Annotated in this window: 23 protein-coding genes; 13 read left to right on the plus strand and 10 right to left on the minus strand. The window is 72.5% G+C overall.

The features are described from left to right. Positions 1–124: 124 nt before the first annotated feature. Positions 125–1474 (minus strand): MFS transporter, encoded by a 1350-nt coding sequence (locus ACFWZ5_RS33495; RefSeq protein ID WP_384806624.1) that lies wholly within the window; start codon positions 1472–1474, stop codon positions 125–127. 279 nt (positions 1475–1753) lie between these two features. On the opposite strand from ACFWZ5_RS33495, the gene ACFWZ5_RS33500 reads away from it, so the two are divergent. From ACFWZ5_RS33500 to ACFWZ5_RS33510, 3 genes are all read left to right on the plus strand, one after another. After that, positions 1754–2239 (plus strand): MarR family winged helix-turn-helix transcriptional regulator, encoded by a 486-nt coding sequence (locus tag ACFWZ5_RS33500; RefSeq protein ID WP_384806618.1) that lies wholly within the window; start codon positions 1754–1756, stop codon positions 2237–2239. A 36-nt stretch (positions 2240–2275) separates the two neighbouring features. Then, the gene (locus ACFWZ5_RS33505; protein WP_384806620.1) at positions 2276–2641 is read left to right on the plus strand and encodes a PH domain-containing protein; all 366 of its coding nucleotides are present in this window, start codon (positions 2276–2278) and stop codon (positions 2639–2641) included. An 87-nt stretch (positions 2642–2728) separates the two neighbouring features. Then, entirely contained in the window at positions 2729–3061 is a 333-nt protein-coding gene (locus tag ACFWZ5_RS33510) for a putative quinol monooxygenase (RefSeq protein WP_384806622.1), read from the plus strand. 106 nt (positions 3062–3167) lie between these two features. Here ACFWZ5_RS33510 and ACFWZ5_RS33515 read toward each other — a convergent pair whose 3' ends face one another. Then, entirely contained in the window at positions 3168–3545 is a 378-nt protein-coding gene (locus tag ACFWZ5_RS33515; RefSeq protein ID WP_384805573.1) for a nuclear transport factor 2 family protein, read from the minus strand. Between the two features lie 224 nt (positions 3546–3769). On the opposite strand from ACFWZ5_RS33515, the gene ACFWZ5_RS33520 reads away from it, so the two are divergent. The 3 genes from ACFWZ5_RS33520 to ACFWZ5_RS33530 all read left to right on the plus strand — a co-directional run bounded on the left by ACFWZ5_RS33520 (position 3770) and on the right by ACFWZ5_RS33530 (position 5993). After that, the gene (locus ACFWZ5_RS33520; protein WP_384805571.1) at positions 3770–4381 is read left to right on the plus strand and encodes a TetR/AcrR family transcriptional regulator; all 612 of its coding nucleotides are present in this window, start codon (positions 3770–3772) and stop codon (positions 4379–4381) included. After that, entirely contained in the window at positions 4378–4980 is a 603-nt protein-coding gene (locus tag ACFWZ5_RS33525) for a hypothetical protein (RefSeq protein WP_384805569.1), read from the plus strand. The genes ACFWZ5_RS33520 and ACFWZ5_RS33525 overlap by 4 nt, the downstream gene beginning before the upstream one ends. Before the next feature lie 68 nt (positions 4981–5048). After that, the gene (locus ACFWZ5_RS33530; RefSeq protein ID WP_384805567.1) at positions 5049–5993 is read left to right on the plus strand and encodes an SGNH/GDSL hydrolase family protein; all 945 of its coding nucleotides are present in this window, start codon (positions 5049–5051) and stop codon (positions 5991–5993) included. A 3-nt stretch (positions 5994–5996) separates the two neighbouring features. On the opposite strand, the gene ACFWZ5_RS33535 is transcribed toward ACFWZ5_RS33530, so the two are convergent. After that, complete coding sequence (locus tag ACFWZ5_RS33535; RefSeq protein ID WP_384805566.1) at positions 5997–6932, minus strand: CU044_5270 family protein; 936 nt, start codon at positions 6930–6932, stop codon at positions 5997–5999. After that, positions 6925–7473 carry an RNA polymerase sigma factor gene (locus ACFWZ5_RS33540; RefSeq protein ID WP_384805564.1) on the minus strand — a complete coding sequence of 183 codons (549 nt, stop codon included), beginning with the start codon at positions 7471–7473 and terminating at the stop codon, positions 6925–6927. Before ACFWZ5_RS33540 ends, ACFWZ5_RS33535 begins: the two co-directional genes overlap by 8 nt. A gap of 107 nt (positions 7474–7580) precedes the next feature. Between ACFWZ5_RS33540 and ctaD the strand changes: the two genes are divergently transcribed. Together ctaD and ACFWZ5_RS33550 are read left to right on the plus strand one after the other, a co-directional pair. After that, positions 7581–9209, plus strand: a complete 1629-nt coding sequence (gene ctaD, locus ACFWZ5_RS33545; protein WP_384805562.1) for a cytochrome c oxidase subunit I — start codon at positions 7581–7583, stop codon at positions 9207–9209. A 5-nt stretch (positions 9210–9214) separates the two neighbouring features. After that, a complete protein-coding gene (locus tag ACFWZ5_RS33550) occupies positions 9215–9559 on the plus strand; it encodes a hypothetical protein (protein ID WP_384805575.1) in 345 nt (114 codons plus the stop codon). Between the two features lie 219 nt (positions 9560–9778). Here ACFWZ5_RS33550 and ACFWZ5_RS33555 read toward each other — a convergent pair whose 3' ends face one another. Both ACFWZ5_RS33555 and ACFWZ5_RS33560 read right to left on the minus strand, forming a co-directional pair. Next, entirely contained in the window at positions 9779–10762 is a 984-nt protein-coding gene (locus ACFWZ5_RS33555; RefSeq protein ID WP_384799292.1) for an esterase/lipase family protein, read from the minus strand. A gap of 214 nt (positions 10763–10976) precedes the next feature. Beyond that, the gene (locus ACFWZ5_RS33560) at positions 10977–12047 is read right to left on the minus strand and encodes a PP2C family protein-serine/threonine phosphatase (RefSeq protein WP_384799289.1); all 1071 of its coding nucleotides are present in this window, start codon (positions 12045–12047) and stop codon (positions 10977–10979) included. Positions 12048–12285: 238 nt separating this feature from the next. Here ACFWZ5_RS33560 and ACFWZ5_RS33565 point away from each other — a divergent pair, with 238 nt between their 5' ends. Continuing rightward, positions 12286–14382 (plus strand): ATP-binding protein, encoded by a 2097-nt coding sequence (locus tag ACFWZ5_RS33565; RefSeq protein ID WP_384799286.1) that lies wholly within the window; start codon positions 12286–12288, stop codon positions 14380–14382. A gap of 97 nt (positions 14383–14479) precedes the next feature. Continuing rightward, a complete protein-coding gene (locus ACFWZ5_RS33570) occupies positions 14480–15148 on the plus strand; it encodes a TetR/AcrR family transcriptional regulator (RefSeq protein WP_384799283.1) in 669 nt (222 codons plus the stop codon). Positions 15149–15179: 31 nt separating this feature from the next. On the opposite strand, the gene ACFWZ5_RS33575 is transcribed toward ACFWZ5_RS33570, so the two are convergent. Together ACFWZ5_RS33575 and ACFWZ5_RS33580 are read right to left on the minus strand one after the other, a co-directional pair. Then, on the minus strand, positions 15180–16217 hold the full coding sequence (locus ACFWZ5_RS33575) for a helix-turn-helix transcriptional regulator (RefSeq protein WP_384799280.1): 1038 nt from the start codon (positions 16215–16217) through the stop codon (positions 15180–15182). A gap of 76 nt (positions 16218–16293) precedes the next feature. Continuing rightward, the gene (locus ACFWZ5_RS33580) at positions 16294–17151 is read right to left on the minus strand and encodes a LysR family transcriptional regulator (protein ID WP_384799277.1); all 858 of its coding nucleotides are present in this window, start codon (positions 17149–17151) and stop codon (positions 16294–16296) included. A 69-nt stretch (positions 17152–17220) separates the two neighbouring features. Here ACFWZ5_RS33580 and ACFWZ5_RS33585 point away from each other — a divergent pair, with 69 nt between their 5' ends. After that, positions 17221–18099: a DMT family transporter gene (locus tag ACFWZ5_RS33585; protein WP_384891680.1), complete on the plus strand. Its 879-nt coding sequence runs from the start codon at positions 17221–17223 to the stop codon at positions 18097–18099. A gap of 5 nt (positions 18100–18104) precedes the next feature. Here the strand turns inward: ACFWZ5_RS33585 and ACFWZ5_RS33590 are convergent, their stop codons facing one another. Then, positions 18105–19277, minus strand: a complete 1173-nt coding sequence (locus ACFWZ5_RS33590; protein WP_384803910.1) for a serine hydrolase domain-containing protein — start codon at positions 19275–19277, stop codon at positions 18105–18107. After that, on the minus strand, positions 19274–20821 hold the full coding sequence (locus ACFWZ5_RS33595) for an alpha/beta hydrolase (protein ID WP_384891683.1): 1548 nt from the start codon (positions 20819–20821) through the stop codon (positions 19274–19276). Before ACFWZ5_RS33595 ends, ACFWZ5_RS33590 begins: the two co-directional genes overlap by 4 nt. Positions 20822–21274: 453 nt before the next feature. On the opposite strand from ACFWZ5_RS33595, the gene ACFWZ5_RS33600 reads away from it, so the two are divergent. Together ACFWZ5_RS33600 and ACFWZ5_RS33605 are read left to right on the plus strand one after the other, a co-directional pair. Beyond that, entirely contained in the window at positions 21275–22258 is a 984-nt protein-coding gene (locus ACFWZ5_RS33600) for a hypothetical protein (protein ID WP_384803904.1), read from the plus strand. A 67-nt stretch (positions 22259–22325) separates the two neighbouring features. Further along, the gene (locus tag ACFWZ5_RS33605; RefSeq protein WP_384803901.1) at positions 22326–22517 is read left to right on the plus strand and encodes a hypothetical protein; all 192 of its coding nucleotides are present in this window, start codon (positions 22326–22328) and stop codon (positions 22515–22517) included. Positions 22518–22541: the final 24 nt, after the last annotated feature.

Consider the following 22541-nt stretch of genomic DNA (forward strand, 5'->3'; position numbering starts at 1 on the left):
GGGTCTGGGGCGACAGCCCCAGTGGGAAGGGCGGGTGGGTGGGGGAATCAGCCTGTCCGGCGTTTGAGGACGAGGCGCGGAGCGCCGGAGAGGAGGGGGTCTGGGGGCGGAGCCCCCAGCGGGGTCAGGTGCGGCGGCGGTCGCGCAGGACTACGAGGGCCACCACGAACGCGGTCACGAGCAGCCCCGTACCCACCGCGAACGCCAGACGATATCCGGACGTCAGGGCCTCGGCCCTGTCACCTCCCGCGGCGAGCAGCCGCTCCGTACGGGACGCCGCGAGCGTCGACAACACCGCCACCCCCACCGCCCCGCCCACCTGCTGCATCGTGTTGAACAGCCCCGACGCAAGCCCGGCGTCGTCCTCCCGCGCCCCGGACATCGCGAGCGTCGTCAGGGCAGGCAGGGCGAGCCCGAAGCCCGCGGCGAGCAGCATGACGGGCAGCAGGTCGATCCAGTAGGTGGCGTGCACGGGGACCCGGGCGAGGAGCCCGAGGACACCGGTGAGCAGGACGAGCCCCGCGACCAGCACGCGCCGCTCGCCGAAGCGGGCGTTGAGGCGGGCCGAGACGCCGAGGGACACCGCCCCGATGACGACCGCCGCCGGAAGCATGGCGAAGCCGGTCTCGGCGGCGCCGTAGCCGAGCACGTTCTGGAGGTAGAGGCCGACCAGGACCTGGAAGGCGAACATCGCGGAGACCAGGAGCAGCTGGATCAGGTTGGCGCCGGTGACGCTGCGCGAGCGGAACATCCTGAGCGGAAGGAGCGGCGTACGCACCTTGGCCTGCCGGACGGCGAACGCGCCGAGCAGCGCGACGGCGAGCGCGCCGAAGCCGAGCGTGTGCGCGGAGACCCAGCCGTGCTCCTCGACCTTGACGATGCTGTAGATGCCGAGCATCAGGCCCGCGGTGACCAGGAGGGCGCCGATCACGTCGGCGCCGGCGCGCAGCCCGAGGCCGCGGTCGGCGGGGAGGGCGGGCAGGGCGAGGAGCAGCGCGGCGAGGCCGATCGGCAGGTTGATGAAGAAGATCCAGTGCCAGTTCAGGCCGTCGGTGAGGACGCCGCCGAGCGCCTGCCCGATCGAGGCCCCCGCGGCGCCGGTGAAGCTGAACACGGCGATGGCCTTGGCCCGTTCCTTGGGCTCGGTGAACAGTGTGACGAGGATGCCGAGGCTCACCGCGGAGCTCATCGCGCCGCCGATGCCCTGGAGGAACCGGGCGGCGATGAGCGTGGCCGGGTTCGTGGCCACGCCCGCGAGGACCGAGGCGAGCGTGAACACGCCGATGCCGGCCACGAACATCCGCTTGCGGCCGACGAGGTCGCCGAGCCGCCCGGCGAGGAGCAGCAGGCTGCCGAAGGCGATCAGATAGGCGTTGACCACCCAACTCAGGCCCGCGGGCGTGAAGTTCAGCTCCTTCTGCATGGCAGGCATCGCGACGGTGACGATGCTGCCGTCGAGGACGATCATCAGCATGCCGGTGGCGATGACACCGAGGGCGAGGCGTCGGGAGCGGCCGGGAGGCGCGGGAGGCGCGGCGGACCCGGAAGACACGGGGGACGCGGAGGACGCGGAGGACGCGGCGGGGGACGCGGGGGCCGGGACGTCGGACGCTGCGGTGGCGGCCATGAGGGACTCCTGTCTGCGGGCACCGCCGAAGAGGCGGCGCGCTCGATGGGCAGGACCGTAACAGATAGTTCCGTTGCAGACTATCTACCTCGGGCGCATATCCGCTTTCTCGGCTACGCTGGCGCCATGACCGCCATGGCACCCACCCGCACGGAACCGGACCTGTCCTTCCTCCTCGACCACACGAGCCATGTCCTGCGTACGCGGATGGCGGCGGCGCTCGCCGAGATCGGCCTGACCGCGCGGATGCACTGCGTCCTGGTGCACGCCATCGGCGAGGAGCGCACGCAGGCGCAGCTCGCCGAGATCGGGGACATGGACAAGACGACGATGGTCGTCACCGTGGACGCCCTGGAGCGGGCCGGGCTCGCCGAGCGCCGCCCGTCGAGCCAGGACCGGCGGGCCCGCATCATCGCCGTCACCGACGAAGGCGCGAAGGTCGCCGTCCGCAGCCAGGAGATCGTCGACCGCGTGCACGAAGAGGCGCTCGGCGCCCTGCCGAAGACGGACCGCACGGCGCTCCTTCGTGCCCTGAACCGCCTGGTCGAGGGCCATCTGGCCACGCCCGCCGAGAGCCCGCGGCCCGCCCGGAGGGCCCGGCAGCGGGGTTAGGCTCGAACGAAGACTTCCATACGAGGGGGATCCGTCATGGCGCTGTTCGGGAACGCGCACACCGTCAATCCGGCGTCGGCGCAGCAGGAGTACGCGCGCCTCATGGGGAACGGCGAGCAGGTGTACGCCGCGTACCGCCTGATACGCGACACGATCCTGCTCACGGACCGGCGGCTGATCTTCGTCGACAAGCAGGGCATGACCGGCAAGAAGGTCGAGTACCACTCCGTGCCGTACCGGAGCATCTCGCACTTCTCCGTGGAGACCGCGGGCCACTTCGACCTCGACGCCGAGCTCAAGATCTGGATCTCCAGCAACCCGGTGCCGATCGAGAAGACCTTCACCAAGGGCGTCGACATCTACGAGGTGCAGGCGATCCTGACGCAGTTCGTCGCCCGGTAGCCGCGCGCACCAGGCACGACGGGGCGCATGGGTCGGTTTGTCGGGTACGTTCGTATAGCACCTAAAAGCTATGAGGAACGACGACCCATGATCTTCATCACCGTGAAATTCACCGTCCGCCCCGAGCGCAGCGACGACTGGCTCGACCTCGTCGACGACTTCACCAAGGCCACCCGGAACGAGCCGGGCAACATCTTCTTCGAGTGGTCCCGCAGCGTCGACAACCCGCACCAGTTCGTCCTGGTCGAGGCGTTCAAGGACGGCGACGCGGGCCGCGAGCACGTGCAGTCCGCACACTTCGCGGCCGCGATGGACACGATGTCGTACGCCATCGCGTCCACCCCCCAGATCGTCAGCACCGAGATCCCGGGCATGGACGGCTGGGGCGCGATGGGCGAGGTCTCGCCGCGCGAGGCGTAACGCGCCACCGCGACCCACACACGCGACACACGCGCGACACACGCGTACGGGAGCCCCGGGCCGTCACCGGCCCGGGGCTCCCGCCTTCCCCCCTACCCACTCCCCCCTACTGCTCGGGTACACGGTCCAGGAACCCGTACACGGACCGGATCCGGCCGTCTTCGGCGAGCTCGATCACGTCGGACCCGGCGACGGGCGCGGAACCGTCGGCGCCGGACACCAACTCCCAGGAGAACCGGGCGATCCCGTGGTGCCCGTCGACCTCGCCGTCCCAGCGGAACGTGAAGCCCGGGAACTGCTCGTGCGCCGCGTCGATGACCCCCGCGACCCCCTCGTGCCCGGTGACGTCCGCGAGCGGGTCGGTGTAGGTCCCGTCCTCGGTCCAGGCGGCGGCGACGGCCTTGCGGACAGCCTCGGGGTCACCGGCGTTCCACGCCTCGAAGTAGCGGACGACGGCGGTCTGGTGAACTTCAGGTGCGGCCATGGCTGTTCAGCCTCCTGTGCATACGTGGATGGCGAGTACGTGGATGTCGGTGCCGGAGCCCGAGCGGAGTGCGCCGCCCGGGTTCCGGGTGACTTCAGACTGCCGGGCGGGGCGGAGAGGGTCGATTACGTGTGAAGTAATGCCCGAGGTCAGGGACTTCCGGAGGCAGACGGCCCGGCCCTACGATGACTGACCAGTCAGCCACGGAGTGGGGTGCGTGCGTCATGTCACCGAAGAGGGTCGACCGTGCCGCCCGGCGGCAGAAGGTGCTCGACGCCGCCGTGCGGGTCTTCGCCCGCAAGGGGTTCGCGGCGGCGCGGATCGAGGACGTCGCGGCGGAGGCCGGGATCGGCAAGGGCAGCGTCTATCTGGAGTTCGACAGCAGAGAGGAGCTGCTCACCGCCGCGTTCGAGGAGTACGCGGCCGCGTCCGCGCGCGTCCTTGAGGAGGTCGCCGACGGCGGCGGACCTCCGCTCGACCGCCTGGCCGCGCTGGTCAGGACGGTCGTCGCCCTGCTCGCCGCCGAGCCGGACCGGACCCGCGTCCTGCTCGACGTCTGGGCCGCCGGAGCCCGCGGCGGCCCGACGCCGCCCGTCGACATGGCCGCCGTCTACCGCGACTACCGCGCGACGGTCGCCGCCCTCCTCGGCGAGGCCGCCGCCGACGGCACCGCGCGCGCGGGCGTCGGCGCGCCGCACGCGGCCGTGGTCGTCGGCGCGATCGAGGGCTGCGTCGTGCAGTGGCTGGTCGACCCGGCCCTGCCCCTCGACCGGCTCGCCGGGCCCATCGTCGACGTATGCCTGGACGGCCTGCGGCGGCGGGAGGGCGGCCGATGACGCAGGACACGCACGCGAAGGCTCCCGACTCCCCCGCGCCCTGGGTCTTATGGCTCGACGAGCGCCTGATCGGGCCCGGCGCCCGTGCCGCCGACCGCGTGACCTGTTACGGCACCGCCGCGGCCGGGAGCGTGCTCGCGACGGTGCTCCTGGCGATGGACGCCGACCCGTCGTGGATCAGCACGACGGTGGTCGCCGTCGTCGCCTTCGACCTCTTCGGCGGTGCCGCCGTCAACGCGACCGCCGCCGCGAAGCGGCAGTTCCACCGGCCGGGCAGGACGGCCCGGCACCACCTCGGCTTCGTGGCCGGGCATGTGCAGCCGTTCCTGCTGGCCCTGGCCGTGCCGGGGTTCGGGTGGGGGGCCGCGGCCGTGGTCTACGCGATCGTGCTCGGCGGGGCCGTCGTCGTGACGGCGGTGCCGGGCGAGGTGCGGCGGCCCGCGGCCTTCGGCGTGACCGTCCTCGCCGTCGCCGCCGCGACGCCCGTCGCCGTACCGGACGAACTCGCCTGGCTCGCTCCCGTGTTGTGCGTCAAGCTGCTCATCGGCCATCTCCTGCCGGAGTCATGGCCACCGTCACGGCGGGAGTCACGCGTCTGACTTCCGCGAAGGGCGTGGGTGTGCTTGCCTGGTGGGCCGATTCCGTTGCCTGATCCGGGAGTTCGCAGATGCGCAGGCGGTTGGCGGGTGGGGTGGCGGCGCTGATGCTGCTGCTCGGGGCGTGCGGTGACCCGGGGGCGGAGTCCGAAGGGCCACCCCCGGCCGAGCCGGGCGCCGCCGACAAGCCGTCCCAGACCACCCGCCAGCGCGCCAACGAACCGCCCGCGCGCCAGCAGAAACACGGCAAGTCCGCACCGCGGCCCAAGCCCACCGTCCTCTACCTCGGCGACTCCCTCGCCATGGAGAACCAGGTCGTCCTCGGCGGCCTCCTCCGCGACCGGCTCGGCGCCCGCTACACCAGCGCCCCCTACTCCGGCACCACCCTCTGCGACTACCTGGAGGGCACCGGCGAGGACTCCCTCGTACCGGACAAGGACAAGGCGGCGGCCCTGGTGCGGTCGACGCGGCCCGACTTCGTGGTGCTCCAGTTCTGGGGCAACGCGTGGGGCTACACGCCGTGCATGGACGGCATCACGTACGACAAGGCGCGGGAGCGGTACTTCGCGCGGTACGAGGCCGACGCGCGCAGGCTCGCCGGGCAGATCGGGGACGCCGCGCGGGACGCGGGGGCCAGGCCGCCCAAGGTGGTGTGGGTGCTCCAGGGCCCCGACCCGATCACGCCGGACCGGGTCCGGCAGGTCAACGACATCTACCGGCGGCGCGGCGCGGCGCACGCCGAGCTGCTCGCCGACGCGGGCAGGGCGGTGAGCCCGGCCACCGCCCGCTACACCTGGGTGCGGGAGCTGCCCTGCACGGCGTACGAGCGCGCGCACCCCTCGTACTGCACCGAGCCGGGCGGCCGTACCGCGCTGCACCTCAAGGACGACTACCTGCACTTCTGTCTGGCCCCGACCACGTCGAAGCCCAAGCCGTGCCAGGTGCGTTCGCCGGGGATCCGGCGCATCGGGCAGGCGGTGACCGACGCCGTCGCGCGCGCCGCGACCGCCGACTGAGGCTCAGCGGCGCCACGCGCTGTACGACATGACGTCCCCCGCCCGCACCCCGATGTCCGGCTGCGCCTTGGTGAACATCAGCTCAAGGCCGAGGACCGTCCCGTTCTCCGGGTCGAGGATCAGCATGTAGCGCAGGTGCTGGTCGGCGGCCCGGTACACGTACGCCTGCCCCGAGCGGCCGAGCCGGTCGGTGACCGCGCCGGCCGGGCGCAGCCCTTCCGCCTGCGCGAGGACGTCGGCGAGGGCGGCGGTCTCGCGGGCGCCGAGGGTCCAGTTGTCGAGCAGCGGCGGCAGGGAGTCGAGGAGCTGGGCGGGGGTGAGGGGGCCCGTACGGCGGGCGACGCCGCCGTCGTGGGCGTCCGTGAGGTAGTGGCGCAGGGCCGCGGGGGTGTGCGGGGGCCGGGCCTGGGGCGGGGCGTCGGGCCAGGTCGGCGGGTAGATGCGCTCGCTGAGCAGCTTGCCGTCGGACTCGACGCGCTCGGTGCGGCTGCCGTCGGCCTGCCAGCGCACCTCCCGCTCCTCGGGCAGCGTGACCGGCCGCTCCGCGTCGGGCCCGGAGTCCATGGCGAGGCTCCAGCTCTGTACGTGGGTGCCCTTGCGCAGCGTCGGCCTGCCGTCGCGCGCGGCGGCCTCCGCCCGCTCGGCGACCTCGGCGAGCGGCACGGCGGCGGACCCGGCGCGTGGGCGCAGGGCGCTCGGCGCGGCCGTGGCGGACGTGGCGGCCAGGTCGGGCAGGGTGAGCGCGAGGACCGCGGCGACGGCGACGACGGCGGCCTCCGCCCACAGCACGATGCGGCGCCGGGCGCGGCGGGTGCGGGTGCGGTGCAGGAGCTGGTTCAGGGCGCGCTCGGCGGTGGCGTCCAGGGGGCGGTCGCGCCAGGGGCCCTCGGTGGCGGAGGCGGGGTTCGCCGCGCGCAGCAGGTCAAGTTCGTCAGTCACGGTCGCCGTCTCCTGCCGTTCGTGCTGTGGGTACGTTCATCCGCATCCGGTCGATCTCGTCGCGCAGTCGGCGGCGGGCCCGGTGCAGGCGCATGGCGGCGGCGCTGCGGCTGCACCCCAGGGCCACGGCGAGGTCGTCGACGCCGAGCTCCTCCCAGGTGGTCAGGCGCAGCGCCTCCTGGTCGGCGGGGCCGAGGCGGGCGAGGGCCTCGTGCACCCAGGAGCCGGGGCGTTCGGCGTCGGGGCTCTCGACGACCTGGCCGTGGTGGGCGGCCTCGTGGTGGCCGATGCGGTGCAGGAGGCGGCGGTAGCGGCCGCGGCCGCGCACGGTGTTGGCGAGGCAGTTGCGGGCGACGCCGTACAGCCAGGGCAGCGGGGATTCGGGCAGGTCGGCGCGGCGCCGCCAGGCTATGGAGAAGACGTCCGCCACCACCTCCTCGACCTCGTGCGCCTCCCCCGCGTCGAGTCTGCGCGCCACGAAGCGGCTGACCGCCCAGTAGTGCTCGCGGTAGGCGGCCGCGAAGGCTTCGTCCGTGCTCATGAACCGTAGGTGTCCGGCATGCCCCCGATCTTCACAGCCGGCGGGTGTGATCTTTCGGGCAGGTCGGTGCGGTGAACGGGGCGGGGGGTGGCGGACACGTACGGGGCATGAGGTCAACCGTGAAGTGGCTGACGACCACGGACCACAAGACGATCGGCACGCTGTATCTGGTGACGGCGTTCGCGTTCTTCTGCATCGGCGGCGTGATGGCGCTGTTCATGCGCGCCGAGCTGGCCAGGCCCGGCCTGCAGATCATGTCGAACGAGCAGTTCAACCAGGCGTTCACGATGCACGGCACGATCATGCTGCTGATGTTCGCGACACCGCTGTTCGCGGGCTTCGCTAACTGGATCATGCCGCTCCAGATCGGCGCGCCCGACGTGGCGTTCCCGCGCCTGAACATGCTGGCCTACTGGCTGTACCTGTTCGGCTCGCTGATCGCGGTCGGGGGCTTCCTCACGCCGGGCGGCGCGGCGGACTTCGGCTGGACCGGGTACGCGCCCCTGACGGACTCCGTGCACTCCACGAACATCGGCGCCGACCTGTGGATCATGGGGCTCGCCTTCTCCGGCTTCGGCACGATCCTCGGCTCGGTCAACTTCATCACGACCATCATCTGCATGCGCGCCCCCGGCATGACGATGTTCCGCATGCCGATCTTCACCTGGAACGTGCTCCTGACCGGCGTCCTCGCGCTGCTCGCGTTCCCCGTCCTGGCGGCGGCCCTCTTCGCCCTGGAGGTGGACCGGAAGTTCGGCGCGCACATCTTCGACGCGGCGAACGGCGGGACGCTGCTGTGGCAGCACCTCTTCTGGTTCTTCGGCCACCCAGAGGTCTACATCATCGCCCTCCCCTTCTTCGGCATCATTTCCGAGGTCATCCCGGTCTTCTCCCGGAAGCCGATGTTCGGCTACATGGGCCTGGTGGGCGCGACCATCGCGATCGCGGGCCTGTCGGTGACGGTGTGGGCCCACCACATGTACGCGACGGGCGCGGTCCTGCTGCCCTTCTTCTCCTTCATGACGTTCCTGATCGCCGTACCGACGGGCGTGAAGTTCTTCAACTGGATCGGCACCATGTGGAAGGGCTCGCTGTCCTTCGAGACCCCGATGCTCTGGGCGACCGGCTTCCTCATCACGTTCGTGTTCGGCGGCCTGACCGGAGTGCTCCTTGCCTCCCCGCCGATGGACTTCGCGGTGACCGACTCGTACTTCGTCGTCGCGCACTTCCACTACGTCATCTTCGGCACGGTCGTCTTCGCGATGTTCGCCGGATTCCACTTCTGGTGGCCCAAGTTCACGGGGAAGCTGCTCGACGAGCGCCTGGGGAAGATCACCTTCTGGACCCTCTTCGTCGGCTTCCACGGCACGTTCCTCGTCCAGCACTGGCTGGGCGCGGCCGGAATGCAGCGCCGCGTCCCCGACTACCTGGACGCCGAGGGCTTCACCGGCCTCAACACCCTCTCCACGATCTTCTCGTTCCTCCTCGGCATGTCCCTCCTCCCGTTCTTCTACAACATCTGGAAGACGGCGAAGTACGGGGAGTACGTCGAGGCGGACGACCCCTGGGGCTACGGCCGCTCCCTGGAGTGGGCGACGTCCTGCCCGCCGCCACGCCACAACTTCGTGTCGCTGCCGCGCATACGCTCCGAGTCCCCGGCGTTCGATCTGCACCATCCGGAGGTCGAGGCGGACTCCCGGGAGCTGGCCCCGACGCCGGAGAGGGCCGCGCTGTGACCGCCATGGACGACCGCCCGGCCGTCGACACGGCCCTCCTCATCCACGAGATCGAGGGCCACCTCCTCGTGGAGTCCGCCCGCACCGAAAGCCGCGCCGCCGCCGCTCGCTTCGCCCGCCGCCTGCCCTGGCTCACGGACGCGGAACGCGAGGAGGTCGAGCGGGCCTACGCCGACGACCACCTCGCCCTCACGCGCCACACCTGGCGCCACACCGCCCGGCGGTGCGGGGAGCTGCGCGCCGAGTACGAGGGCCGGTACCGGCGGCTGCGCCAACGGGTTCTGGCCGGGGGCCTGTTGGGGGTGGTCGGGGCCGTGGTGGCTGTTGTCGCGGTGCTCGCCGGGGTGTGATCCGGCTGGGAGGCCCCCATGCCCGCCCCTTCCCGACCTGGGGCTCCGCCCCAGACCCCGCTCCTCAAACGCCGGAGGGGCTTGAATTCTCGCCGGTGCGGCAAGGTTTTAGCCCGTCCGGCGTTTGAGGACGAGGCGCGAAGCGCCGATAAGCGGGGGTCCCAGGGGGCGGAGCCCCCTGGTTCGGGAAGGGGCGGGTCTGGGGCGCACCCGCGAGGGCTACAGCGGCAGCCCGTAGTCCTTGCAGTCCGGCTTGAAGTCCGGCTTGTTCGGGCCCAGGGTGTTGACGATGTTCTGGGTCGTCGGGCCGTCCGTGAACAGGCCCACGTGACCCACGGGGTTACCCGGGCACTGCTCCTGGAGCGCGATGTTGCGGACGCCGTCGCCCTTGAGGAAGCCCCGGTCGTAGGGGGTGGCGATGATGTCGTTCTTCGTGGCGATGACCGTGTAGCGCACGCCGGGGACGGTGTCGCCGTCCGCGAACAGCGCCTTCTGGAACGCCGAGTCCTGCTCCTGGTCCTTGAGGCCTTGCAGGTCCAGGTGGTCGAAGGCGTCGTTGACCAGTCCGAGCAGGCCGAGCGCGCGGCCCAGGTTCACCAGGCCGCTGAGGCTCGTGCCGTGGTTGGTGGGGGCGAGCGCGACCAGCTGGTCGACCTTCTTCGCACCGCCGAGCCGCTTGATGTAGTGGTTGGGCAGCATGCCGCCCTGCGAGTGCCCGACGATGTCGACCTTCTTGGCGCCGGTCTTCGCGAGCACCTTGTCCACGAACGCGCCGAGCGCCTCGGACGACTTGGCGATGCCGGTCAGGCCCCCGACGCGTCCGCCGAGGTTGAACGGGCTGCCCATGCCGTAGTTGAGGGCGAAGACGCAGTGCCCCTCGTTGGCGAGCGTCGGGCCGATCTTGACCCAGTTGGCGCCGAGGTTCACGCCGGTGCCGTGGACGAGCACGACGGGTTCGGGGTGCTCGGCGGTCGGCTTGCACGACCAGTCGTTGACGCCGGCCACGGCGTCCGGGCTGAAGAGGAAGTTGCTGACGCCGTCGGCGACGCCGCCGACGGGGTACTGCCCCCGCTGTTCGGCGGCCCCCGCCGGGGCGCTCCCGGCGGTGAGGGCGGTGGCGGCCAGGGCGACGGGTACGGCGACCCCGGCGGCTAAGCGGCGCAGGGTGCGCCGCGGTCGAACGGGTGCGGTCGTTCTGTTCACGGTTCCGGTCCCTTCGGTCCGTAGGTCCTTCCGGGCATGGGCGATCGCTCATCGACACAGACACAGACACGGCCATGGGCATGGACATGGGCATGAACATGACAGGTCTACGTCGAGAATTCTGAAACGACATCGCTTCAGAATTGGTTACTTGAAAGTAGGCCCGCGGTAACACCGGCGCAAGAGTCGTGCGCGCGTCAATTTCGGTGTGGGGTCAGGACGTTGAGGAACACCCAGGTGACGCGGGCGCCACGCCGGGCATCCCGTCGGCCGGGGCGGGCGTGGGCTGGGCGAGCAGCAGGGTGAGGTCGTCCGCGAGCGGGGTGCCGCCGGTGTGGTGGTGCAGGAGATCGGTGAGGCACCGCAGCGCGTCGGGCAGGGCGGGCGCGGACAGGGCGGCGTGGCAGCGGGGCGCGTCGGGCAGGAAGGGCGCGCTGTCGGCGTCGCGGGCGTCGGTGAGCCCGTCCGTATACAGGAGCAGGCGCTGGCCCGAGGTCAGATGGACGCGCTGGAGGAGGGGCGCGGGGCGCAGGCCGAGCGGGGGCGAGGGCCGCGGCGGGGTGAGCAGTTGCAGTCGGCGTCCGGTGCGCAGGGGCGGCGGGTGGCCGCAGTTGACGACGTGGGCCTCGCCGGGGTGGAAGTCGACGAGCAGCAGGGTGACGAAGTCCTCCGGGCCGAGCTCGGGGCCGAGGTGGTCGTCGAGGGCGTGGGCGAGCCGGACCGGGTCGGGCTCGGTGGCGGCGGTGCGCCGGAACGCGGCGAGGACGGCGGCGGCCACCCGCATCGCCTGGATGCCGTGCCCCTTGACGTCGGCGAGCAGCACGCGCGGGCCCGCGGCGGTGAGCACCGCGTCGTGCACGTCGCCCCCTATGCGGGCGTGCCCGTCGGCGGGGCGCGTGTGGACCGCGAGGTCGACGTGGCCGACGCGGTCGGGCAGCGGGCGGGCCAGCGCCTCCTGGGCCGTGTCGGCGAGTCGGGTCATCCGGTCCAGCGCACGCTCGGCGCGTGCGCGGGTGTGCGCCGTCACCACCGCCCATGTGGAGACCGCCACGATGTTCAGCACGTCCGCGAGACCGCGCACGGACGCGGGCCACGCCCCCGCCAGTGTCAGTACGAGCGCGGCGGCGCCCAGGGCGGCGGTGGCGCGCGCCGAGAGCCGCTGGGCGGCGAGGAGCGGCCCGACCAGGAGCAGCGCGTGCAGGGGCTGGTGGGCGATGACCGTGACCGAGGCCGCGGCGATCTGTGCGCCCACCGCCGTGGCCAGCCACTTGCGCTGTGTTTCCACTGCGTCCCCCTGGTCGTCTGGTGAAGTTCGGTTTTCCGCGCACGACCCCTGTGTGCGGGGTACTGTGCCAGCTTCGATGACGGTCCGTGGCCGATTCGCCACACCCCGCACGCCGAAGCCGCGGCGCCGGGAGCGTCGAACAGGACCGGGAGCGCCGAGCGGGACACGGGCCGCCTCGTATACGGACTCACGTAACGACACGTAACGAACTGACGTATACGGACTCAAGGGGGGCGAAGTGGCGGATCTGCGGGGGTCGGCGGCGGCGGACAACCTGCCGCGCGGAAGCGGCACGGACGTGATCGGCCGACGGGGTGAACTGGCCGAGCTCGCGGGGCGCTTGGCCCGGCACCGCCTGGTGACGGTGAGCGGGGTGGGCGGCGTCGGGAAGACCTGCCTGGCGCGGCGGGTCGCCGCCGAGGCGCGGCCTCGCTTCCCGGACGGCGTGTGGTGGGTGGAGCTGTCCCCCCTGGAGCACGGCGCGATGCTGCCCTACGCGATCGCCGAGGCGCTGCCCCTGGTCGGCCAGAGCACCCGGCCGACGCTCGAAGTGGTCGCCGAGTACCTGGCCGAACGGAATCTCCTGCTCGTCCTCGACACCTGCGAGCACGTGGTCCGGGAGTGCGCCGACACGGTGGCGGCCCTGCTGATGGTGGCCCCCCGGCTGCGGGTGCTCGCCACCAGCCGCCGCCCCCTCGGCCTGTCCGTCGAGGACGTCGTGCCGCTCGACCCGCTGCCCGAGGCGGACGCGCTCGCGCTGCTCACGCGGCGGGCCGGCGAGGCGGTCCCCGGCCTCCCGCCCGGCCTCACCCTCGGCCTCGCCGAGGGCGCCGGAGGCGGCGAGGCGGCCGCCCTGTGCCGCAGGCTCGAAGGGCTCCCCCTCGCCATCGAACTGGCCGCCGCCCGCCTCCGCGACATGACCCCGGCCGAGCTCAACCGGCGCCTGGAGGACCGCTTCGAAGTCCTCGGCGAGACCCGGCAGCCGGTGTACGAGGCCGACCCGCCCTGGCACCAGGCGCTGCGCACCGCGATCGGCTGGAGCCACCAGCTGTGCACGCCCGCCCAGCGCCTCGCCTGGGCCCGCCTGTCGGTGTTCGCCGGGACCTTCGACAAGGAGGCGGCGCGGCGGGTGTGCGCGGACGAGCGGCTGCCCGACCGGGACGTGCCGGGCCTGCTCGCGTCGCTCGTCCAGAGCTCGATCGTGGAGTGGGAGCCCGCCGGGTCCGAGTCGCGCTACCGGATGCTGGACACCATCCGCGAGTTCGGCGCGTCCTGGCTGCGCGGCCTCGGCGAGGAGGACGAGGTGCGCCGCCGCCACTTCGACCACTACCTGGCCCTGGCCCGCACCGCCGACGCCGCCTGGATCGGCCCCGACCAGGTGGCCTGGCACGGCCGTACGACCGCCGAGCACGCCAACTTCCGTGCCGCGCTGGACTTCTGCCTCGCCGAGGGCGACGGGTACCGGGCCCAGGAGCTGAGCGGCGCGCTGTGGTTCGTCTGGTTCGCGTGCGGGTTCACCACGGAGGGGCGGCACTATCTCGACCGGGCCCTGGCCCTGCGCCACACCCCCGACCACACGCGCGGCAAGGTCCTGTGGGTCCGCTGCCTGATCGCCATCGGCCACGGCGACACGGAGACGGCCGTCCGGACGGCCGCCGCCTTCCGGGAGACCGCGGCCGGCTCGGACGACACCGCCGACCCGACCGTGGCCCAGGCCGCCGCCTTTCTGACCGGCGCCGTCTTCGCCGCGTACGGCCGCCACGCGCGGGCCGTCGAGACGTTCGGCACGGCACCGCACGCCCGCGCCGCGCGGGGCCGCTACGCCTCGGCGTGGGGTCTGATCCGGGCCTCCCTCTCCTTCTCCCACGTCTTCCTCGGCCAGTTCGACCAGGCGGCGGCCGTCTCCGGCGAGCTGTGCGCCGAGTCCGCACGCCACGGCGAGCTCTGGCTGCACTCCTACGGCGACTACACGCTCGCCCTCGCCGAACTCTCCCGGGGCCGGGCCGGCGAGGCCGCCGCCCACGCCCGCGCCGCGGTGCGGGGCAAACGCCTCCTGCACGACAGCCTGGGCACCGCCATCTCCCTCGATCTGCTCGCCTCCGCGGCCCTCGCCTGCGGGGACGCCGAACGTGCCGCCCGCCTCCTCGGCGGCGCCGACCGGCTCTGGGGGACCATCGGCAGCGCGCGCGTCGGCGTCCAGGAGCTCGCCGACGCGCGGGCGGCCTGCGAGGCGGGGGCCCGCGCGCTCATCGGCGACGCCGCGTACGAGGCCGCGTTCCACGCCGGGTACGAGGGTGATCTGGACGCCGTCGTCACGGAGGCGCTGACGGTGTGATCGCAGTGCGCGCAGGGCGCAGGCGTGACAATGTCCGTGCGAAGCCGGGGAGTTGGGGTACCGGTGGAGGTACCGGCGGGTGAGGGGAGCGGAATCGGTGTTGTCCGACGAGGCGCGGGGCGCGCGGCGGCCGGCGAGGGCGTACGGAGGCAGGTCCGCCGAGGAGCGCCGGGCCGAGCGGCGGGGGCGCCTCCTGGAGGCGGCCGTCGAGCTCTTCGGCGCGGGCCCCGGCGCGTACCGCTCCGCGTCGGTCGCGGCCCTGTGCGCCCGCGCCGACCTGTCCACGCGCCAGTTCTACGAGGAGTTCCGCAACCTCGAAGAGGTGCTTGCCGTCCTCCACGGCCAGGTCCAGAAGGCCGCGCAGTCCGCGATCATGCGGACGCTCGCGGAGCAGGTGGAGGGCTCCGTGCGGGAGCAGGCCGAGGCCGCGTTCCGCGCGTACGCGCAGGTCCTCACCGCCCATCCGCACCTCGTCCGCATCGCGTTCGTCGAAGTCACCGGGGTCAGCCCCGAGTTGGAGAAGCAGCGCCTGGAGGCCCGGAAGGGGTGGGTGGACCTGCTCGTCGCCGCGCTGGACGAGGCGGCGGCCCGAGGCGAGATAGGCGCCCGTGACTACCGCATAGCCGCCCTCGGCTTTGTGGCGGCGGTCAACGGCCTGCTGTACGACTGGACGGCGGGGTACGTCGACGCGAGCCTCGACACGATCGTGGACGAGCTGATGCGCATGTTCATGGGGCTGCTCCAGGCGCCGCCCGCAGCGGAGTGATCGGCGCGTCAGGAGCGTGATCAGCGCGTGATCAGCGCGTCAGAAGCGTGATCAGCTCGTCGCGGCTGTTCACGCCGGTCTTGCGGTAGACCGCCTTGAAGTGGTCGTTCACCGTGTGCGGTGACAGGTCCAGGCGGCGCGCGATCTGTTTGGCCTGCATCCCTTCCAGGGCGTGCTGGACGACGAGCCGTTCCTTGGGCGTGATGCCGTGCCAGGCGGACAGGGCGGTGAGCAGGTGGTCGGCGGGGGCCGACTGGATGGTGGCGGCCACGTGTCCCTGCAGCGGGCCGTCCAGGGGCTGCGCGCTGACCGTGATCCAGCCGCGGGACGTGGGGACGCGGGCCGTGGTGTGCCGGTCCCCGCGCCGGGCGGCGACCAGGGGCGCCCACAGCGGGGTGACCGTGCGGCCGCCGTCGGCGTGCAGGGGGTCCGTGGCCAGGCTCCGCAGCCACGCGTGCGCGTCCGGTGTGGCGGAGCTGATCCAGTTGCACGGGTCGATGATCAGCGTCCCGGGGCCAGGACCGGCGCGCGCGGGCCCGAGCCGCCCCGCCCTGCCGACGAAGCTCCGTACGGCGGCGGCCAGGCGCGGTCCGAGGCGGGCCGCGCAGTCGGCGTCCTCCTCGGTGAACGCCCGCGCACCGGGCCCGCGCAGCAGCGCGAGCCCACCCCAGGCGCGGCCGCGCAGCGTGAGCGCGACGCGCAGTTCACAGCCGACGCCCTCGGCGGCCATCAGCTCGTGCCAGGGCGCCGTGACGGCGTCCTTGGGCGAGCCGGTGCCGAAGACGCGGACCGGGTGGGGGCCGCGGACGAGGGCCGCGAACGGGTTGAGGTCGTGGTCGGCGCGGTGGCTGGTCTCCAGGCGGAAGCACGCGTACGGGCTGTAGCCGTGGCGCCGGGCGGCGAAGGCGGGGGCGTCGGCGACCGGGTCCAGGCCCACCAGCCAGAACCCGTCGTGCGGCAGGACGTGCCCGACCAGGCGCGCGATCTCGTCGGCCAGATCACTCAGGTCCGAGGACTCGGACGCCGTACCGAGCACGCACCGGGTCACTGTCTCGATGGTCCAGGACACTTCGCCAGTATGACCACAACCCCTTGATTTTCGGGGGCACTTGCGCGTTCTCCGCCGCTCCGGGACGGCTGGCCGGCTACGCCTCTGCCAGCACCTCGTGCGCCAGGGTCACCAGGTCCCGGATCGCCGGGTGACCGCCCCCCTCCCGCCAGGCCAGGACGAGCGGGACGGGGGGCGTGTCCTCGAGGAGGCGGTAGACGAGGGACGGGTGGGCGTGGTTGCTCGGGGTCGCCGCCGTGGTGACGCCCACCGCTCGGCCCGCCGCGACGGCGATCAGCCACTCGTCGGTGTTCGTGACCTCGATGGTCGCCGTGGGCCGGGCGTCCGGCGGCCACAGGTCCAGGGTCGTCGTGCCGGAGACCGTGTTGAGGGCGACCGGGTGGGCGGCGAGGTCGGTGAGGGTGACGCGGTCGAGCCCGGCCAGGGGGCTGTCCGCCGCCATGACGACGTACCGCTCCTCCTCGAGGAGCAGTTCCGTACGCAGACCGGGCGCGGTCACCGCCCCGCGCAGCAGCGCCGCGTCGACCTTGCCCTGGGTCAGCCCCGCCGTACGGTCGTCGACGCGCAGGAGCTCCAGCGGGGTGCCGGGGTGCGTCTCGTCCCAGCGCCGCAGCAACGGCACGGTGTGGTCGCCGAGCGCGGCCCACGTGTGGCCGAGCCGCAGCGGCCAGCTCCGCAGGCCCCGGGGGTCGAGCGCCGTCTCCACGGCGGCGATGGCGGCCGCCGCCTTGTCGCGGAACGTACGGCCCTCCGCGGTCAGCTCGAAGTGGTGCGTGGACCGGTCGGCGAGGCGGGTGCCGAAGTGGTCCTCCAGCTGGCGCAGGGTGCGCGAGAGCGCGGGCTGGCCGACGTGGAGGCGGGCGGCGGCGCGCGTCACGTTGCCCTCGTCGGCGATGACGAGGAAGGCCCGCAGATGCCGCAGCTCAATGATCATGCCTCCGGAGCATAACCGCAGGGAATTAGGCATTTCACGCGGCGCGGCCGCATTTCTAGCGTGGAGGGCATGACCACCACCACGGCACCGACGCCACGGGTCCCGGCCACGCCCGCCTCCCTCACCGGCGTGGGCCTCGTCCTCGCCGGCACCCTCTCCGTCCAGTTCGGCTCGGCCTTCGCCGCGCTCCTGTTCCCCCGCGCCGGAGCCCTCGGCACGGTCGCGCTCCGCGTGACGTTCGCGGCGGTGCTGCTGCTCGTCGTCACGCGGCCCCGCCTGCGCGGGTACGCGCGCCGCGACTGGGCGGTCGTCGGCGGGTACGGCCTCGCCCTCGGCAGCATGAACGTCCTCTTCTACCAGGCCATCGACCGCATCCCGCTGGGCGCGGCCGTCACCCTCGAAGTCCTCGGCCCGCTCGTCCTGTCCGTCGTCGCGTCACGCCGCGCCGCCAGCCTCCTGTGGGCCGGGCTCGCGCTCGCCGGCGTCTATCTCCTCGGCCACGACGGCTTCGGCCGACTCAACGCCGGGGGCGTGGCGTTCGCGCTCGGCGCCGGTGCGATGTGGGCGGCGTACATCCTGCTCAGCGCCCGCGCGGGCGCCCGTTTCCCGCGCCTGGACGCCCTCGCCATCGCGATGGCCGTGGCCACCCTCGTCAGCCTGCCCCTCGGCATCGGCTCCGCGGGCGGCACCCTCATCGAACCGGGCGTCCTCGTCCTCGGCCTGCTCATCGCCGTCATGTCGTCCGGGGTGCCGTACGCCCTCGAACTGCTCGCCCTGCGCCGCCTGCCCGCCGCCACCTTCGCGGTCCTGACGAGCCTGGCGCCCGCCGTCGCGGCGACGGCGGGCTACCTGGTCCTCGGCCAGGACCTGACCCTGACGCAGTGCGCGGCGATCGCGCTGGTGGTCCTCGCGAGCTCCGGCGCGGTCCGGTCGGGCCGCCGCCGGTGAGCCGGTCAGCGCCGCGTGAGCGCGTTGTCCACCAGGCGCAGGGCGGCCCGGGACTGCGCCTCCTTGCGGGCCTCGTCCATCCACAGGGTGTACATGGCGGCGGCCACCGCCCGGGAGCCGTCCGGCGTGACGCCGCTCTCGGAGATGACGCCGAGGTGCGTGCCGCCGTGGAACCAGATGCCGGACCGGCTCGCCGCGGTGGGCCGCCAGGCGATGCCGAGGCCGTACCGCACACCCCGTACGGGGATCCAGTCGTCCGCCGGGACCGTCCGCTTCATCGCGGCCAGCTGGGCCGGACGCAGCAACCGGCCGCCCATCAGGGCGCTCAGGAAGGTCGTGAAGTCGTGCGGGGTGCTGATGATGCCGCCGTCGGACCCGCCACCGGCCGCGAGCGTGGTGTCGGTCAGGCGGGAGCTGCCGGGGAACGCGGTGTACGCGGTGGCCGTGGGCTGCGGGAGGTACACCGACGTACCCGGCGTGAAGGTGTGCCGCAGGCCCAGCGGTTCGATGACGCGGTCGTGGACGAGCTGCGCCCACGGGCGGCCGGTGACCTTCTCCAGGAGCAGGCCGAGGAGGACGTAGTTGGTGTTGGCGTAGCTCCAGCGCCGCTCGTCCTCCGGGTGGTCGCGGTCGGGCAGCCAGGCGGGTGGCTTGCGCAGGGCGGCGGCGACCTGCTGTTCGGCGGAGGCGGGCGCCCGGAAGCGCTTCTCGCGGTACGCGTCGGGCGTGAAGTCGCCGGGGTCCAGGTAGTCGCCGAGCCCGCTGGTCTGGCGCAGCAGGTTGGTGACGGTGACGCGGCGGCCGTCGTGGCCGTGGCCGTGGACCAGGCCCGGCAGCCACCGCTCGACGGTGTCGGTGAGCGAAAGCCGTCCCTCGCCGACGAGTTGGAGGGCGAGGGTGGCGGTGACGGTCTTGGTGTCGCTGCCGATGCGGTAGTACGCGTCCCACGGCACGGGGCGCCGGTCGGTCAGGTCGGCGACGCCCGACCGGGCGGAGGCCCGCCCCTGCGGCGTACGCAGCTCGGCGAGGACGCCGGTGGCGCCGGTGGCGTGGACGGCGTCGGTGTCGCGCTGGAGGGTGCGGTCCCGGTGCGCCGGGGCTGCGACTGCGGATACGGGGCCCGCGGCGAGGGCCGCCGCGGCCGCGCCCGTGAGGGCGGTACGTCGACTGAAAGTCATCGCGTCTCCTTTACCGACTGCGGCTTCGGGCAGGTCAGGTCGCGGGCGGGCAGCTTCCTGCCGCCCAGATAGGCGTTGACGGCGTCGTCGGCGCACGGGACCGGGGTCTTGCCTTCGGCGCCGCGCCCGTACACACCGTGGGAGCGGATGTCCGCCGACAGCAGCCGTGAGCCCTTGAGCTTGCGGTGCAGGGCGAGGGCGCCGTCGTAGGGGACGTTGTTGTCGCGGACGGCCTGGAGCATGAGCACCGGTACGTGGTTGTTGACGATGCGGGTGCCGGGCTCGCGGGGCGTGGACTTCCAGAACGCGCAGGGCGCGGTCATGTCGTTGACCAGCGGCCCGAAGACGGGCTGCGTCGCGCGGCTGCGCTGCATGTTCTTCCAGTACGTCTCCGAGTCCTCGGGCCACCCGCCCGCGGGCCAGCCGCCGTCGCCGCACATGAAGATCGCGCCGCCGGTCATCGAGGCCTCCACGTCGGGCGAGTTGAGGAACCCGAGCAGGGCCGCGAGCTCCGAGTTCGGCTCGACGTCCTTGCCTTCGGCGGCGTCGACGAGGGTGCGGACCGTCCGGGCGAGTGCCGCGTCGTTCTCCGCGTGCTGCACGAACTGCCGCAGGAACAGCCGCGTCAGCGGCGCGCTGATCCGCGTGCCCGCGAGCGGAATGGGCCGCGTCTCCGCGCGCTTGAGCAGGCGCTGTACGTTCCCCCGCACCTCCTTGGCCGTACGGCCGAGGTGGTACGTGTCCGCGTGCCGCGCGGTCCACGCCGCCCACTCGTCGAGCCCGGCCTCCTGCGGCTTGCCCGCCCGCTGGAACAGCTCGTACTGCGTCGCGTCCGGGTCGGTGGACGAGTCGATGACGATCCGGTCGGCGCGGCGCGGGAACAGCTGCGTGTAGACGGCGCCCAGGTCGGCGCCGTAGGAGACCCCGTAGTACGACAGCTTGCGCTCGCCGAGGGCGGCCCGGATGGCGTCCATGTCGCGGGCGACGTTGCGGGTGGACGCGTGCGGGAGCAGCGCGGCGTTGTCGCCGTGGGCGAAGCAGCGGTCGGCGGTGCGGCGGGCCCGCGCGGCGCCGTCCTCGAAGTCCTGCCGGGGGCTGGTCTTCTTGCGGGGCGGGTCCTGTGGCCCGGCCGGGCCGCAGCTGATCGGCGTGCTGTCCCCCAGGAAACGGGGATCGAAGCCGATCAGGTCGTACTGATCGCCGACCTTCCCCAACGTCTCCTTCAGAGCGAGGGTGTTGGCGAGCCCCGTGCCGCCGGGCCCGCCCGGGTTGGAAAGGAGGATGCCGCGCCGGTGGGCCTGGTCCTTGGCCTTCACGCGGGAGACGGCGATGCGGATCGTGCGGCCGCCGGGGTCGGCGTAATCCAGCGGTACGGCGACCTTGGCGCACTCGGCGCCCGCCGCGACGAGCTCCTTCTGCTCGGCGGGGCAGGCGCCCCAGCGGGGGCCGGGCGGCGGTGCGGCCTTGTGGGCCGTCGCTGGTCCGGCGCCCGCGAGGATTCCGGCGAGGCCGAGTCCGGCGGCGAGCCAAGGGGTGAGACGCATGGGTGTTGCTCCCGGAGCGGGTTGGCGGATGATCACCAACGACGCTATGCAGCAGTCGATGTGCGGGCCATCCGGCCAGCCGGGCCCGTGACCCGGGGGTTATCCCCAGCAGCTGAGGCGGGAGGCGTCGGCGTCAGCACCGCAAACGCCGTAACGGATCGTAAGGGCCGCTTCCTCATGGGGCCAGAATGCGCCATTCCGGGCAATAGATGCGGGCGATATGCGCACCAAGTTCCCATATCCAACCCTTGCGCCCTACAGGAACGTTGAGGGGCCACCTACTCGTACCCCACGGACGACTTTCAGCCATATGGTTGGACAATTCCGCCACTGGGGATGAGCAGTTGCCTAGCTTTCCCCGCGAACGATCACCGCTCCGGGGCGACTGACCACGCCTGGGGGCCGTGATCTGCACGTTCATGAGATGCAGACCAACTTTCAATGGGAAGAAGCATGCGCCTCCATAGCGCTCGTAGCGCGTCACTCATATCGATCGCCGCCGTCAGCCTGCTCGTGGGCAACGCCTCCGTGAGCCACGCCGAATCAACGGATGTCCCGCGCATCGTCGACACCACGGCGTACGAGAAGGAAGGCGGCACGGACCCCAAGTCCATGCTCCCCGAAGGCGAGGCGATTCCTGCCGAGAGCAGGGACGTCGCGGACTTCGCCGACCTGCTCACGCGCACGACCGGCCTCCAATTGCTTCAGGCCCCGGCTCAGGAACGCTACGAAGAGATCGGCAGCACGCTGCGGATCAGTCTCGGCGACGAGAACGACGAGGACTTCGCCCACTCCCTCACGGTCACCCGGGTGACGGTGAAGGGCGACGTGCCCGAATCGGTCCTGTCCTCCGAAGGGGACGAGACCCGACGGACCACTCTGCCGGACGGCACCCAGCTCATGACGGCCAAGGGCGGCGCCGGGGTCACCGTGAGTCTGCTCTCCCCCGGCGGTCAGCTCACGGTGTGGGACGCACCCGGCCCGACCGAGGCGTCGCCGCTCACCGTGCAGCGCCTCACCGAGTGGGCGACCACCGTCGAGACCCAGCACCCCGGTGCCGTCGACATGGCTGCCTCTCCGGGCCTCCGGGCCGCCAAGCCGTCGTGCCAGCTGAAGCTCACCAAGCCCTTCAAGCACGGGTCACTGACCATTCAGGCCGACGCCTTCATGAGCTGTGACCAGAAGGGCAGAGGGAACTTCACCGCCAGCCTGCGGCAGTACCACGGCCTCGGTCTGTGGAAGTCCAAGAGCATCAGGGGCTACACCAACAAGCACGACAAGATCTTCCCTGTCACCCTCAACTTCAAGTGCAGCCGCGCCACGGTCAGCAAGTGGGTCTACCGTGCCGACATAGGCAACGCCACCCTGCGCAACGGCAACGGCTACTGGGGCAGGCACAACATCCACTCGAAGACGTCGGGGATTCACTGCGCCTGAGCAGGCCTTGTTACGGTGCAGAGTGACGGTGGCCGGGCACCGTCACTCTGCCGTCGAAAGGGATGCAGTGGCCGAGCAAGAACGTCGTCCGGACTCGGCCGACCTCGCCGTGATCGGTTGTGGCTGGGTTCTGATCGTCGCGGTCGTGAGTGTGCCCGGTCTGGTGGTGGACGACGGGCCGCTGATCGCGTACATGGCTGGTCTCGGTGCCGTGATCGCGTCCCTCTGGGCGCGCAAGCGGTTGCGGCGGCGGGGCTGACGGGGCGGGGGGTGACGCTCCGCG

Origin of the sequence: Streptomyces sp. NPDC059003 (assembly GCF_042740445.1) — a bacterium.
In the GTDB taxonomy this organism is placed as follows: domain Bacteria; phylum Actinomycetota; class Actinomycetes; order Streptomycetales; family Streptomycetaceae; genus Streptomyces.